Below are 14,387 nucleotides of genomic sequence, written 5' to 3'. Positions count from 1 at the left end.
CGCGCCGCGGATCGGCGCCGCTCAGCTGAGGCGCTGGACGATCATCGCCACGCCCTGGCCGCCGCCCACGCACATGGTCTCCAGACCGATCTCGCCGTCGGCGTCCTCCAGCCCGTTCAGCAGCGTGCCCATGATGCGGCTGCCGGTCATGCCGAAGGGATGACCCAGGGCGATGGCGCCGCCGTTGGGGTTCAGCTTCTCCCAGTCGATCCCCAGTTCGTCCGCCGAGGCGATCACCTGGGCTGCGAATGCCTCGTTGATCTCGATGTGATCGATGTCATCGATCGTCATCCCGGCGCGGGCCAGTGCCTGGCGGACGGCTCCGACGGGACCGAGTCCCATGATCTCGGGGTCAGGGGCGGACACACCGCTGGAAACGATGCGTGCCAGCGGGGCGACGCCCAGTTCGGCGGCGCGCTCGGCGCTGGTGACGAGCACCGCAGCGGCGCCGTCGTTCAGGGGGCAGCAGTTGCCGGCCGTCACCGTGCCGTCCGGGCGGAACGCCGGCAGCAGGTCGGCGAGGCGCTCCATCGTGGTGCCGGCCCGGATGCCGTCGTCGTTCTGCAGCAACTTCCCGTCGTCCAGCGGGTAGGGGGTGATTTCTCGCTCGAAGAAGCCGCGGTCACGGGCCGCCTCGGCGCGGTTCTGCGACAGGCAGGCGAACTCGTCCTGCCGCTGGCGCGACACGCTCTTCATCTCGGCCACGTTCTCGGCGGTCTGGCCCATGGCGATGTAGATGTCCGGGAATCCCGCCGGGGGCGTCCAATCGCCCTCCCCGCCACCGGCGCGGACCGCGCTGCGGGCCTCGGCCTCGCCGAACCGCGGGTTGCGCGTACTTGCCTTGTCGTCGGCCATTCCCGCCCCGTACCGGCTGATGGTCTCGACGCCGCCGGCCACGAAGCAGTCCCCTTCGCCGGCGGCGATGGCGTGGGCGGCCATCCGTATGGTCTGCAGCGACGAGGAGCAGTAGCGGTTGACCGTGACCCCCGGGGCCTGCAGCCCGGCGAGGATGCCGGCGACGCGGGCGATGTTGTAGCCGGCCTCGCCGGCCGGCTGACCGACGCCCCAGATCACGTCCTCCACGGTGTCGGGATCCACGGCGGGCACCTTCGAGAGCACGTCGTCGATGATGAACGCCGACATGTCGTCGGGCCGCACGTCCACCAGTGAGCCCTTGAAGGCCCGCCCGATCGGCGTGCGGGAGGTGGCGAGAATGACGGCGTCGCGCATGGGGACCTCCTCGGATCGCGTCGCCGGGCGGCCCCTCCGGTGAGTCCGACCGGCGGACCGTCAGGCTAACGGTGGCGTTCTCTCGTGCATCTCCCCCCCCGCGCTGCGCGGGTGGAGAAGCGGGCCCTCGATGCGTTGAGAGCCTCAGCCGGTCGCCGCGTTCCAGCGTGTGGGAACGCTTCTCGTGGGGGACGGCGTTGCTCAGCGGGACGTCTTGGCGCGGGCCTCGGCGAGTTGGGCGCCGACGGCCATCTGCAGGGTCGGGACGTCGATGATGACGGTCATCAGCTGGAAGCCCTCGGCGACGCGCCGCTCCACGAGGTCGACGTTGGTGTGGATGCCCGGGACGACGCCGTGGCGCCGGCACGAGTCGACGACCGTCGCCAGGGCCTCGCTGAACGCCGGGTGGTCGTGGTGCAGTCCCGGCCCCCCGACGCCCAGCGAGACGGCCAGGTCCGACGGGCCGACGTAGACGGCGTCGATGCCGGGGGTCGCCAGGATGTCGTCGATCTTGGCGACCGCCTCGACGGTCTCGATCATCGGGATGCACAGCACCCAGTCGTCGACACCCTCGAAGTAGTCGGGCTTCCCGATGCGGACGCGGGTGGGCCCGACGCTGCGCCGCCCGACGGGGGCGTACCTGCAGGAGGCGACCGCGGCGGTGGCGTCGGCGGGATTGTTCACCATGGGGATGATCACGCCACCGGCGCCCAGGTCCAGCATCCGGCCGATGATTCCCGGCTCGTTCCACGTGACCCGCGCGAACGGGACGCTGCTGCCGAGTTCGATGGCCTGGAACATGGCCAGGGCGTCGGCGTAGTCCGCCATGCCGTGCTGCAGATCCACCGTGGCGTGGTCGAAGCCGGCCCGCCCGATGATCTCGGCGGTGACCGGCGAGGGGATCGACAGCCACGCCCCGATGGTGCACTCGTCGTTCTGCCACTTCGCTCGGAGGGGATTCATGGGTTCGGACCTTCTTGTCGCTGATTCTCGAAGACTCGTGTTGCGCGAGGCGGGGACGGTGCCGGGCTCCGGGGTGCGCCCGGTCTCACAGTCCTCTCGCCGTCTGCGCCGCCCGCAGGCTGCCGTAGCCGATCCTGGTGACGCCGGTGCGCTCCAGCAGTTTCGGTATCGACACCGTGTCCACGAGCAACTCGTGCTGGCCGACCCAGTCGTTCCATCCGGTGTGCGCCGCCCGCAACTCGGGCGTCTCGATGCCGGGGTTGACGACCAATTCGGTCACGCCCGGTCCGATCTCGGCGAGCGCCTGCTCCAGGGCTTCGGCGGTGCGGGGGCGCAGCACCCGATCGGGGCTCAGCACGCCGTGCTCCTCCGCCCGCCGCCGGAACGGGAAGCCGTAGGTGGACTCGCTGTCCCCGCTCTGCAGGCGGAGCGGAAGGTTGAACTCGGTGGCCAGTTCCAGGTACACGTCGAAGAACTCGGGTCGGGCGTTGAGGGCGTCGAGGTGGGAGCCGAGGTGGTTGACGTCGAACCCCCAGAGGATGGCCCGCTCGATCTGCGCCCGGCACTCCCGGCGGACCTCCTCGGTGTCGGCGTGATCCCAGAGGTCGCCGGCGGTGCGGGGGAATCCGCCGTCGCCGTCCAGCAGCGACGGGGCCAGCGTGATGGGACCCCAGCGGTACTTGTCGAACGGTGCGTTCAGCGTGAGGTTGACCCCCACGTCCTCGCCCCGGTAGGCGGCGGCCGCCTCGCGGGCCCAGGGGCAGGGCACCATCAGCGAGGCGCTGGTGCCGATACCGGCGCGCAGCACGTCGTAGGAGCCCACGTTGGTGGCATGCGCGCAGCCAAGGTTCTCGCAGGTGATGATCAGCAGGCGTGTCTCGGAGGGATAGCCGAGCCGCTCGACCAGGGTGCCCACGCGTCCGACCCTACCCGCGTCTCGCCTACGGCGGCCTGTCCCGGCGCACCCGCACGCAGCCGGTGGGGGCTGCCCGTCCCGCTCAGTGAGGCTGGCCGCACAGGGCCAACCGCACGCAGCCGGCGGGGGCTCTTTGGATCGCGGGGCGGCGAGCCCTCACCTACTCCTCAGCGACGACCCCTCTCATTCGGGAAGCGGGGTGTCGGCTCCGCCGCAGGCCGCCCAGAGCCCCAGGTCCTCGGCGCGCGCCTCCTCGACGGCGCGGGAGAAGTGTGCGGAGTAGTCGGTGTTCGGGGCGATCGACAGGGCCGCGGCGTATCCCTCGCGGGCCAGTGCCATGTTCACGAGCAGACCGTCGGTCGCGCGGTGGACGTACGCCAGCAGCCGGTCGTAGACGTCGCGGGTCTCGGCGCCGCCGGTCAGCAGAACTGGGGTACCCGGAGGCAGCAGCACAGAGGCGAACGCGGTTGCCTCGGCGCCGAAGCACTCCGCCGGCAGGTGGCCGCCGGGCTTCTCGGGCGTGTCGATGCCGATGAGCCGCACGTTCTCGGTGCGGCCCCCCTCGAGGGCGACCACGACGGTGTCGCCGTCCACCACCCGCACGACCTCGGCACGCGCCGCGGCCGGGGGAATGCCGAAGAGCGAAGTCGGATGCCGCGACCTGATCGCCTCGACATCGATACCGGCGAGGACCACCCCGGCGGAGCCTTCGGTGCCCGCGCTCGCCTCACCGGTGCCGCCCGCGCATCCGACAAGTGTCCCGACCGCGGCGACGACCGCCGCGACGGTCGTCGCCCGCGGCGATGCTCCGGCTGCCCGCGGATTCACGCCGCCGGCTGCGCGCGGGGCCGATGCAGGTTGCCTCGTTCCGCGGTAGCCCGCCGGGCCCGCAGGATCGCCCGGGCCTCGGCCACGTGGCGACGTCCAATGGCCCTGGTCTCGTCGTCGAGCACCCAGGCGGCAGCCGGGCGACTCCGCCCGTCGGCGGGTGGTTGTCGGCCGGCCGGTTCGTTGAAGAGCAGTAGCTGTGTACTCATGTTCCCATTCTGTTCAGGGGGTGTGACAGTGCCACTGGCCATCCCGGTGCCGTCCGTCTGTGCCCCGACGCCGCCGACGACGATCGGGCCGGGCGCAAGGTGCCGGACCCGGATCGCTCCGTCACGGCCAGCCGTTCCGGTTGGCCAAGCCGCCCTCTCGCCGGGTGGAGAATCAAATCCAACGACAAACAGTGAAAGTTAGAATACCCTGGGCGTGCGCCCGAAGTCAACCGGGCAACGACCCCTGGGCCTGTCGCCCGGCTGGCGATGCCCATTTCAAGGTCCGGGATCCCAACTCGGCAACCGTTGGAACGAACTCATCACCCCGTCGCCCGAACAGGTGACGGTGAGAGTCCCGGTGGCTCGGGTCATGGCCATATAAAGCAGGCGCCGACGCCGGTCCTCCCGCGCCTCGGCCTCGTCGTCCTCCTCGGGGACCCAGACGTGGTTGGCGCCGCCCACGATGACGTAGCGGAACTCCAAACCCTTGGCCCATTGCAGGGTGGCGACCCGTACCGCACCGCGCTTGCGGACCGCCCCGGCGGGATTCTTCTTGGTATCGGTGCTGTCGGGAACTCTCTCCAGGACCAGCTTCCGCAGTTCCGGCCACCCCGACAGCACCACGATCTGATCGGGCTCGTTCCCCGCCTCCAGCAACTCGCCGACGGCTCTGGCTGCGGCTTCCGCCTCGGCCTCAATGTCGGCGCACGTCCACAGCTGTGGCGGCGGTCCGGTCCGAATTGCGTCCGAAGGCAGCACCAGCACGTCGAGTTCGTCGGACTCCGGGTCCCTGCTCGCGGCGTCTCCGATGCCCACCAGTGCGCCCAAGGCGGTGTCCAGAATCTCGCGGGTGTTGCGATAGTTGCTGGTCAACACGGTGGAGCGCCCTCTCGCCGTGAACCCCGGCGGATTCCAGGCCATCCGCCGCCGGTAGACGTTCTGGGCACTGTCGAGGGCGATGACGAAGTTGTCCCTGCCTGCCGCCAGGGCGGCCCACGCCAGATTGAGCCCCGAGGGGCCGAAGTCCTGCGCCTCGTCCACCAGCACGACGTCGAAGCGGTGCTCGGCCGCGAGTGTCGGAGCAACCGCGGCGGCCTCCCGGCGGATGCGCTGGAAGTCCTCGTCGCTGGGATTCGGGCTGTAGTCGGCGTTGCGCCCCGCTGCTTTCAGGAGCCTGCCGGCCAGACGGTCGACGGTCATGGCCGAGACGTTGCTGGCCGAGGAGACTTCGTCCTCCAGCGCCGTCGCCAGCGACTTGTTGTAGCAGCACAGCAGGATGCGCCATTCGGGGAAGAACCTGGCCAGATGCTTCGCACGGTGGGTGAGGACGAGGGTCTTGCCGCTGCCCGCCACGCCGCGGATCAGCCGGTAGCCCGCCCCGAGATGCTCGGCGAGGCGCTCTTGGGTGCGGTCCAACGCCCGGACGCGCGCCTCGTCGTCGGGCGGTCGGAACAGAAGGGCGTCTTGGGCGGGCTTGCCTATGCGGATCGACGGTTTCACCGCCACCCGAGCCGCCGTCACCTGCTGCGTGCTGAGCGGGTGGTGCCGCTCTCCCGTGAGCCGCCGTAGCTGCTCGGGCAGTGCTTCGGGGAAGAAGTCCTCACGGCAGAGCGCCCGCAGTCCGGTCGTGGGGAGTTCGTGACGAGAGGTCTCGGGTAGGGCCAGGATGTGTACGGCCCGGTCGGGCTCGATATTCGTCGCGTCGAGGCGCCTGCGCAGTTCGCCGGACCTCTCGGATATTGACCGGTTCAGCCGATCCCTCTCGATTCTCCGGTTGCGAAGCAGGCCGCGGTTGCGCCTGCTGACGTCCGGTACCTCGACGACCGCAATGCCCGTTCCGGGCGCGAGCAGCACCAGGTACGGCTCGGAGTCGTCGGAGGCGGAGGCGCTCGCCGGGTCCAGATCTCGGCGCAGGGCAGCCGCCTCCCCGTCGCCGGTGCGTTCGAGCCAGACGGTCACCTCGTTGCCCAGTAGGTCGCGGAAGGCTCTGGCCACCTTCCTGAGGCGCTCGGGGACGTCGTTTCGGCTCGGAATGTTCGCAGGATGCAGGAACGCCATGGTGCGGGAGGGGATTTCGTCTCGGTCAGATGATCAGCACGTAACACTACGGCAGGGTGTTCGGCTTCCTCAGCGCGCCCCCAGAGCGTCCCTTCCGGCCGCGGTGATCTCGAGGTACACGTAGTGGGTCCCCGAAGGGCCCTCGGCTTGTTCGGCTTTGCAGTAGCCGGACTCGACGGCCGCATCGACGCGCTCGTTCACACCGTCCTCGTCGAGCAGGCGCAAGCGGCCGAAGCTGGGGTGGTCGGCGAGCCACCTGCGCAGCGCGCGCTCCCCGGTGCCGGCGGTGCCGGCCAGGGTGCGGACGAGGTTGCGGCGCGAGAACGGTTTGGAGAGCTTGGAGTTGTCGGCCACCAGCCTGAGGATGACTGCCTCGGCGCCCAGCGCCTCGATGAGGCTCGAGCGGTCCAGCGGGCTGTCGGCCCACGGGCGGGCCAGGGCCACACAGCCGTCGCAGGCACCGCAGTTCTGTGCTTCTCCCGGGTCCCGGCGACCGGCGCCCTCCAAGTGGTCGAGCAGTACTTGGCGCCGACAGCGTGCGCTCGGCGGCGGGCTGGCTGATCTCGTCCGGTTCGGGGGCTGGGTTCGCTTCGCCGTGAGCGACGCGTAGGCCTTGGCCCGGTCGGACTGCTCCGTGACGACCTCTCTGCGCTGCTCGGCCTGCTCGGAGACGGCCTGCCAGTTGGGCTGGCGGTCCGGGTGGCGCTCCAGCGTCCAGGCGTACCGCCAGGCGGCGACACCCAAGATGTCCCGGCGGCTCAACTCGAACAGTTCGCCGGCCAACACCTGGGGAGTCATGTGCAGGTCTCCGCTCCACGTCTCGGCCTCGTAGGTGATCGAGGCGCCCTCGGCGTCGCTCGCGGCGATTCGCTCCTCCACGTACGCCAGTATCCGCCGGGCCTCCGGCGAGAGTCCGGCAACGTCGTGGCGTGAACCGCCGTCCGCTGCGGCGCGGCCCCCTGCTGCAGGGTAGGCGGCATCGGTGCGCCGGGCGGCGGGGTGTCCGGCGACGCTCCGCTCGGAGTCGCCGTCGTCGGCGCCGCTGTTCGGCGCGCTGGCGTGCCCTGCGCTTTCGAAGCCGGGCAGCGTCACCCTGCCGCGCCACGGGGTGTCGAGCCCGCGGCGCACGCAGCCGTCGTCGGCCAGGTAGTGCAGCGCTAGGGCGAGGGTCACCCTTTCCCGGTCGGCCCCGGCGAGTTCCGGGTCGCCCTCGAGCAGTTCATCGGGGTCGTAGGCCTTGCTGCCGGGGCGGAGTCGCTCCCAGACTCGTTGCACCTCGTCCCGATCGGGGGCCGCGTTGCGGATGACGTGGCGGTGGATCGAACAGTCCCGGGGGGTGCTCAGCAGCACAGCGTGGCCGATGGCGGGTTCGTGGCCGTCGATGGCGCCTCGCACCAACCGCCCGGTCTCCTGCACGTACTCCTCGATGGTGGGCGGCATCTCGAGGTGTACCACCAGCTCGATGTCGGGCTTGTCGATGCCCATGCCGAAGGCCTTGGTGGCCACGACGACATCCACCTCGCCGTGGCGGAATGCGTCCTCGATGTACTGGCGGCGGGGTTGCTCCATGCCGCCGTGGTAGGGCTGGGCGACGTGGCCGGCGACCGCCAGCGTTGCGGCCAGGCGGGTGGTGTCGCGGCGGGTGGGCACGTAGACGATGGCGGCTCGGCGTCGGAGGCTCTCGACGATCTGCACTGCTCGCAGGTCGCGGTCGGCGCGGTCGGAGCAGCGCTCGATGTAGTAGCGGATCTCGGGGCGGTCCGGCGACCGCGCGATGTCGTCGGCTGGATCCGCCTGCAACCGCAGCAGGTCGCGGATCTCGCTGCGCACCTTTGGTGTGGCGGTGGCCGTGACCGCCAGAGTCGGCAGCCGGCCCGCGGTGATCCACTCCAGCGCCTTGGGGATGGCCTTGTACTCGGGGCGGAAGGTGTGCCCCCACTGCGAGATGCAGTGCGCCTCGTCAATGGCCACCCGGCGCACGTCCAGGTCGGCCAGCGTCCGGACGAACTCCTGTGACCAGAGCCGCTCGGGGCTCACATAGATCAGCTTGTAGTGGCCCTTGCGGGCGGCCCGCAGGATGTCGCGCCATTCGGACTGGCCGACCCCGCTGTGGATGGTCTGCACCTGCGTGACCCCTCGGGAGCGCAGGTTCTGAACCTGGTCGTTCATGAGCGCCGTCAGGGGCGACATCACCAGGGTCAGACCGGGGGAGAGCAACGCCGGGATCTGGAAGGTGATCGACTTGCCCGAGCCGGTCGGCAGCACGGCCAGGGTGTCCCGGCCGGCGATGAAGCGCTGCATGACCTCCAGCTGGCCCGGCCGCCAGCGGTCGAACCCGAAGCGGCGGCGCACCTCGTCCAGCCGTTCGGCGACCAGGGCGGCGTCTGCGGCCTCGGCGTCTGTCAGTGCCAGTGACGCCAGGTCGCTCCAAGCGCCGGCGCCGGGTACGGCCTCCAGCCGGGCCCGCATGGCGTCGTCATAGCTCACGTCGCCGAGGTGAGCGGCGACGGCGCGGTAGGCCTCGTCGCCGCTGCGGGCCGTGTGGCGGCTCGGCGGCCCCGGCAGGGTCTTCAGCATCGTCTCGCGGTAGGGGGTGGGGCGACAGAGCCGGCTGTCGAGCACGACTGTGACTCCCCGATCGGACTCGGTGCGTATCAGGCGTCCCACGCCTTGGGCGAACCGCAGCGCCGCCCGCGGCACCAGGTAGCGGGAGAACGGATCGCGGCCCGCCAACTCCAAGGCGTCCATTCGAGCGGCGGTGAGCGGGTCGGCGGGCGAGTCGAAGGGGATCTTCTCAATGATCAGCAGGCTGAGCGCCTCGCCGGGCACGTCCACTCCCTCCCAGAACGAGCGCAATGCCAGCAGGCTGGCAGCCCTCTCGGTGCGCATCCGCTCCACGAGGGCCGCCGCCGAGTCGTCGCCCTGGGCTAGCAGCGGGATGCCCTCCGCTTTGGGGCCGTCCGGGGCCTCGGTGGCCTCCAGGATCGGCCGGGCGTGGTCGCGCACGAACTCCAATCGGGCTCGGGCGGTCATCAGCACCAGCCCGCGCCCGCCGGTGAGGATCAGGAGCCGGGGGATCTCCCGTGCCGCCGAACCCTTGAACTCCTCCATGAGGCGCGCCCGGGGCGCAGGCAGGTAGTCGGTTCGCAGCAGCAGGTGGTTCTCGCTCAGCCAGGGGAACGGGCTGGCCAGCCTCAGCGGAGGGTTCGTGGCCTCGAGCCCCAACGAGTTCATGATGTGCCCGAAGTCGCCGCCCACCGCCAGGGTGGCAGAGGTGCCCACCAGGGCGCTCAGGCTGTCCCAGATATCCCGCAGCTTGCCGGCCACCGAGAGCGGCATCTGCTTCAGCGTCCATGTCCAAGCGCCGTTGCTGTGGGCGATCTCGCAGGCCGAGACCATGCGGGTCGGGTCCTCGGCCCACAGCGCCCGGTCGATGACGTCGGCTAGGCGCTTGGCCTCCTGGCCCATCCGCGCTATCTCGTCCTCGAGGCGGCGCCGCTTGTAGGGGGGCTTCAGCTCTCCGGGCAGATTGACCTCGTTGAACGCAGCGCGAAGTTGGCGCAACGCCGCCACCAGGTTCCGGCCGGACGTCACCACCGGCGAATAGTCCCGGTGTCCGGTGTCGCCCCCGGGCTGGATCCGCAGCGACGCGGGGTAAGTGTCGCTGGGGGAGGCGGCCGTCCGGCCTCGCACGTAGCCCACCAGCGGCGCGGTGAGCGCCGAGGTTGTCTCGATCACCTGCTCGGCGGTCTCGCGCAGGCTCGACAACGGCTCCTCGGCAAGGCGCCAGCCGGCGGCCTCGGCCAACCGGCGCACGGTGCTGCGGCCTCGCCCGTTCCAGACCAGCCTTGCCAACTCCTCCACGTCGGAAACGCCCGCCTCGCTGGTGAGAGCGTCAGTGGCGGCGTCCTCGAAGTTGTGGGCCTCGTCCAGGATCAACCGCTCGGCGCCGTCCTGCCAGCCGTCCCAGGTGACGATCAGAGCGTGGTTCCCGACGACGACGTGGGCAGGCGCGGGGCCGTCGCGGGTCGGGCACACCATGTCCCGCGCTCGTGTGAGAAAGTCCAGCCGCGCCAAGTCGCCGGCCCACGAGTCGGCCTCGCCGGTGGTGCGCAGGCGGGCTTGCAGCGCCCGGCGGGCGGCCCGGTTGGGATTGACCGATGGGCGTGCGGGGGCGCTACTGCCACTCGTGGTTGTCGCGGGTCCGTTGGGGTCGAGCGTCCAGAGCCCGGAACCGAGCGGTGCCACGGATCGGTTTGACTCGATCGAGCCGCTGCGGAGGTCGTCCCAGTCGCCTGTCGGCGTCTTGGCGACCCAGCCGCAGATGATCGCCAGCATCAGCCCGAGGGCGTGGTCGTCGGCGTCGGTCGCAGGGGCCGGTGGGTGGGGCGGTCCCGGCTCGAAGGCGGGCGTCTCGGCCGATTCCGGGTTGTCGGTCGCGCCCGCCGACTCGTGAGGCGACCCCGCCCCGGCGGATCCGGCGAGTGGGCGGTCCGCCGACTCGACCCCCTTCGACGACTCCTGCGGGAGGGCCGCTGCCAGGGCGTCGAGCTCGCCTGCCAGGGCTTCGAGGCTGATGTAGTTGGCGGCCCCCTTCACCACCGCTGAGACGAACGGACCGATCTCGCCCTGCAGTTCTTCCAGGGTCGTCATGATCTGATCTTGGAGCACCTTGGAGTGCGGGGCGATCATCACCGTCTCTCCGGCGGCGATCGCGTACTCGATGGCTGGCGCCAGGTAGGCCAGGGTCTTGCCGGTGCCGGTGGGGGCCTCGATGAGCCGTCTGCCGCCGTCGCGAAGGGTCTCGGCAACCGCCTTCGCCATCTGGATCTGCGCCTCGCGGGGCTCGCGTGCCTTGGACATGAGGCGCCCGCCCCGTTCGAAGGCCGCCCCGACCGCGACCGGGTCGAAAGTGCGCGCTCCCCTGGCTGGCGGACGCACCGGTGGCGGCGCCGGGGCCGGGATCACATGCTCCAGCGGCGGGGGATTGCTCACCTCGGCCAGCAGGCTGGCCCACGGGTGGCCGGTCGCCCCCAGCGCCCAACGCTGCAGCCGTCGCACGGGCTCGTCGCGCCCCATTTCGGCAAGCAGGCGGGTGAGCACCTCTCGCAGCAGCAGCGCATCGCCCAGGGCCCGGTGGGTGGTTCGGGGTCGGGTGCCCAGCAGGAACTTGGCTAGGGCGTCGAGGCTGTGGCCCTTTGGAGGCCGGCGTCCGTCGATGTCGGTGCCGGCGCTCTTGGCGGCCCGCGGGTAGACCAGGTGCGCCAACTCCAGGCTGTCCAGCCGGGTGACCGCTGGCAGGCGCACTCCGGTCCGCTCGGCGGTGGCGTCGAGCAGCGGGTAGTCGTAGCCGAAGCCGTTGTGGGCCACCAGCGGCCGACCGGCGGCGAACTCGCAGAAACTCTCCAGCGCGGCGGCCGGACTCGCCGCGCCCGCCAGTGCTGCGTCGTCCAGGCCGGTGAGCTGCCGGGTGGTCTCTCGTAGGGTGCGGGTGGGGCGCACGAGGGTCTCGAAGCGACCGACCTCCCGGCCGTCGAGCACCGCCACGGCCCCGATCTCGATGATCTCATGCGCCGGCGGATCGGCCCGGTCGGCGTTCGCCTCCAAGTCGAAGGCCACGTACCCGCTGTGGGCGCCCGGCCCCGCCGGTGCGGCGCGAGTCGCTGAGTCGGCCATGGTGCCGGACCCTACGCGGTCGATGCGCCAACGCCGGGCGGTCCCCTCCTGTCTCGCGCCACCCGGCATCCAGACGGTCACTTATAATATAGTTTCGATCAATTTAAATACTTGACATTCATTAGCTGCGCGCTATACTTGGAGATCGGATCTCTCAGGGCCGTGCGGCGGCCGCGGCGATTCGAGTCAAGTCTCCCGCAGCGGAGGGGAAGGCACCGGCAAATGGGCGAGACACATGTAGACGTGACGATCAGGAACCCGGCCGAGCCGAATCGGTGCTGGGAAGGACGGTTCCTGGTGGACACAGGCGCCACCGACAGTCAGGTCGCCAGGGGGCATCTGGAGGCCATCGGCCTGCGTCCCGTAGGCAGCCGAGAGTACCTCTTGGCCGACGGTCGGGTGTCCCGCGCCGAGGTTGCGGTTGCCCAGCTCGAGTTCGAAGGCACTGTGACCGGAGGGGCCGTCATCTTCGGAGAGGACGGAGCCGAGCCGCTGCTGGGGCTCACGGCTTTGGAGTCGACCGGCTTCGACGTCGACCCCGTCGACGGCCGACTCAAACAGACCCGCCGCCTGCGCCGCTAGCTGCTGCCGGCGGGGAGTGTCATACCCCCCGGCCAGAGTGAAGGCGTGAAAGAGAGACACGTTTGGAGGTTCGCCGAGGCGCGGTGATCCGATCGAGGCTGTGGCGGCCGACCGAAAGAAGCCAAAGGAGAGGAACAGATCCATGGGCGAAACCCACGTAGACGTGACGATCAGGAACCCGGCTGAGCGGGATCGGTGCTGGGAGGGACGGTTCCTGGTGGACACGGGCGCCACTGACAGTCAGGTCCCCAGGCGGCATCTGGTGTCCATCGGCCTCCGCCCGTTGGACAGTTGCGTCTACATCCTGGCCGACGGTCGAGAGTTCAGCGCTGAGGTGGCCACGGCGGATGTCGAGTTCATGGGCAGGATCGTGGGAAGCACCGTCATCTTCGGAGAGGACGATGCCGAGCCGCTGCTGGGGCTCACAGCCTTGGAGTCGGGCGGCTACACCGTCGACCCCGTTGACGGCAAACTGAAACGCCGCCGATTGCGGCTGTAGCCGCCGCGGCGTTCCCGGCCGGTGGCCCGACTCGGCCGCTGGAGGTGTTCCCCGACGTTCGGCCCGGCGCACTGTCGTACCCCCTCGCCACACTGGGGGCATGAGCGAGATACACGTTTGGCGGTTCGCCGAGGCGGGACGGTGCGTCGCCGCGGCTACGTTGTGGCGGGTTCGACCGACCAGGAAGGGCGCGGGATGCTGCAATCGTCGATCGCCGTAGCCGCCCAGCGGCTTCGCGAGGCCGCCGAGTCGGGTCGGCAGTGCGAGCCTGTGCGCCACCTGCTCGGCAGCGACTCCGATGTGGGCGCCGCGTACGCCGTCCAGCAGGTGAACACGGACTTGGCCGTGTCCGAGGGTCGCCGGATCGCCGGCCACAAGATCGGACTCACTTCCGAGGCGGTGCAGCGGCAGCTCGGCTTCGCCCAGCCCGTGAGCGGCACCCTGTTCGCCGACCGGTGCGTCGCGGACGGGATCGCCATCCCGGCGGGCACCCTCATGCAGCCGCGGGCCGAGGCCGAACTCGCCGTCGTGCTCGGCGACGACCTCGACAAGGGCACCCACACCGTCGTCGACGTCATGAGTGCGATTTCCTATGTTCTGCCGGCGATCGAGATCGTCGACAGCCGGATCGTCGACTGGGACCTGACCGTCGTGGACATGGTCGCCGACAACGCCTGCACCTGGTTCTACGTGGTCGGCAGCCGGCCGATGTCGCTCTCGGACCTCAGGATCCAAAGGGGCGAGGTGCACATGGGTTTGCGCCTGAACGGGAAGTCGGCTTGGCCCGTTGAGGGGCCTGAGCTGGCGGCGCTCGGCGGCAACCCGTTGCACGCCCTTGTTTGGCTGGCCGACTCGATGTGCGAGCGCGGCACGCCGCTGGCGGCGGGGGAGTGTGTCATGACCGGTTCGCTCGGTCCCATGGTCCCGCTCTCGCCCGGCGACGAGATAGAGGTCGGTGCGGTTGCGACGAGGCTGGCGACGGACGGCTGAGGGGGCAAGGCTGAGAGCATTAGCGGATAGGCGGCCACCGCCGACTGAGCACTTCTCCCGTCATTCCGGCGAAGGCCGGAATCTAGGCTCCGGCGACACGGTTCGCGCCTCTGTAGTCGACTGCAAAGTGCCTGGTCAGAGCCTATCCGCTAATGCTCTAACTCCATGTCGTGCCTGCTGCCCTCCTCGGACCGTGGTCGCGCACGGCCGACCAGGAGGGGTCTGTCGCTCGGGTTCTGGGAGTCGGCCCGACCCTTGCGGCCCAGAGCGCCGAGGTGGGGGTGGCGACGATCCGGTCGTCGAGTTCGAAAGTATCCCGTCCGCTATGACCACGACGCTGGCAACGAACCATCCCCTCATGGAGCCCCGCAGCCACATCAAGCGGTTCCGTGGCGTGGTCGGGGCCGGGGCCGGTAGTTTGGGGGCGATGGGTGCT

General features: G+C 70.3%; 10 protein-coding genes. 3 read left to right on the top strand and 7 right to left on the bottom strand.

The window, feature by feature from the left end; genetic code table 11:
- Positions 1–21 precede the first annotated feature (21 nt).
- The 7 genes from OXG55_03850 to OXG55_03820 all read right to left on the bottom strand — a co-directional run bounded on the left by OXG55_03850 (position 22) and on the right by OXG55_03820 (position 11,880).
- Positions 22–1,230 (bottom strand): acetyl-CoA C-acetyltransferase, encoded by a 1,209-nt coding sequence (locus OXG55_03850; GenBank protein ID MCY4102388.1) that lies wholly within the window; start codon positions 1,228–1,230, stop codon positions 22–24.
- Positions 1,231–1,431: 201 nt separating this feature from the next.
- Positions 1,432–2,193: an aldolase/citrate lyase family protein gene (locus OXG55_03845; protein ID MCY4102387.1), complete on the bottom strand. Its 762-nt coding sequence runs from the start codon at positions 2,191–2,193 to the stop codon at positions 1,432–1,434.
- Between the two features lie 85 nt (positions 2,194–2,278).
- A complete protein-coding gene (locus OXG55_03840) occupies positions 2,279–3,109 on the bottom strand; it encodes a ChbG/HpnK family deacetylase (GenBank protein ID MCY4102386.1) in 831 nt (276 codons plus the stop codon).
- 183 nt (positions 3,110–3,292) lie between these two features.
- Positions 3,293–3,937, bottom strand: a complete 645-nt coding sequence (locus OXG55_03835) for a thermonuclease family protein (protein MCY4102385.1) — start codon at positions 3,935–3,937, stop codon at positions 3,293–3,295.
- Positions 3,934–4,146: a hypothetical protein gene (locus OXG55_03830; GenBank protein ID MCY4102384.1), complete on the bottom strand. Its 213-nt coding sequence runs from the start codon at positions 4,144–4,146 to the stop codon at positions 3,934–3,936. The genes OXG55_03835 and OXG55_03830 overlap by 4 nt, the downstream gene beginning before the upstream one ends.
- A gap of 276 nt (positions 4,147–4,422) precedes the next feature.
- On the bottom strand, positions 4,423–6,141 hold the full coding sequence (locus OXG55_03825) for an AAA family ATPase (GenBank protein ID MCY4102383.1): 1,719 nt from the start codon (positions 6,139–6,141) through the stop codon (positions 4,423–4,425).
- Between the two features lie 132 nt (positions 6,142–6,273).
- Positions 6,274–11,880 (bottom strand): RecQ family ATP-dependent DNA helicase, encoded by a 5,607-nt coding sequence (locus OXG55_03820; GenBank protein ID MCY4102382.1) that lies wholly within the window; start codon positions 11,878–11,880, stop codon positions 6,274–6,276.
- 222 nt (positions 11,881–12,102) lie between these two features.
- Here OXG55_03820 and OXG55_03815 point away from each other — a divergent pair, with 222 nt between their 5' ends.
- From OXG55_03815 to OXG55_03805, 3 genes are all read left to right on the top strand, one after another.
- Positions 12,103–12,462 carry a clan AA aspartic protease gene (locus OXG55_03815; GenBank protein ID MCY4102381.1) on the top strand — a complete coding sequence of 120 codons (360 nt, stop codon included), beginning with the start codon at positions 12,103–12,105 and terminating at the stop codon, positions 12,460–12,462.
- 142 nt (positions 12,463–12,604) lie between these two features.
- On the top strand, positions 12,605–12,961 hold the full coding sequence (locus OXG55_03810) for a clan AA aspartic protease (GenBank protein MCY4102380.1): 357 nt from the start codon (positions 12,605–12,607) through the stop codon (positions 12,959–12,961).
- A gap of 195 nt (positions 12,962–13,156) precedes the next feature.
- Complete coding sequence (locus OXG55_03805; protein MCY4102379.1) at positions 13,157–13,951, top strand: fumarylacetoacetate hydrolase family protein; 795 nt, start codon at positions 13,157–13,159, stop codon at positions 13,949–13,951.
- Positions 13,952–14,387: the final 436 nt, after the last annotated feature.

Source organism: bacterium (assembly GCA_026708055.1).
In the GTDB taxonomy this organism is placed as follows: Bacteria; Actinomycetota; Acidimicrobiia; order Acidimicrobiales; family CATQHL01; genus VXNF01.
Note: the sequence above shows the minus strand (reverse complement) of the source record. Positions and strands in the feature narration are given on the sequence as shown.

Excerpts from the sequence above, each read along its gene's own strand:
- OXG55_03850 (MCY4102388.1), bottom strand. The coding sequence starts at position 1,230 with ATGCGCGACGCCGTCATTCTCGCCACCTCCCGCACGCCGATCGGGCGG.
- OXG55_03845 (MCY4102387.1), bottom strand. The coding sequence starts at position 2,193 with ATGAATCCCCTCCGAGCGAAGTGGCAGAACGACGAGTGCACCATCGGG.
- OXG55_03830 (MCY4102384.1), bottom strand. The coding sequence starts at position 4,146 with ATGAGTACACAGCTACTGCTCTTCAACGAACCGGCCGGCCGACAACCA.
- OXG55_03810 (MCY4102380.1), top strand. The coding sequence starts at position 12,605 with ATGGGCGAAACCCACGTAGACGTGACGATCAGGAACCCGGCTGAGCGG.
- OXG55_03815 (MCY4102381.1), top strand. The coding sequence starts at position 12,103 with ATGGGCGAGACACATGTAGACGTGACGATCAGGAACCCGGCCGAGCCG.
- OXG55_03820 (MCY4102382.1), bottom strand. The coding sequence starts at position 11,880 with ATGGCCGACTCAGCGACTCGCGCCGCACCGGCGGGGCCGGGCGCCCAC.
- OXG55_03805 (MCY4102379.1), top strand. The coding sequence starts at position 13,157 with ATGCTGCAATCGTCGATCGCCGTAGCCGCCCAGCGGCTTCGCGAGGCC.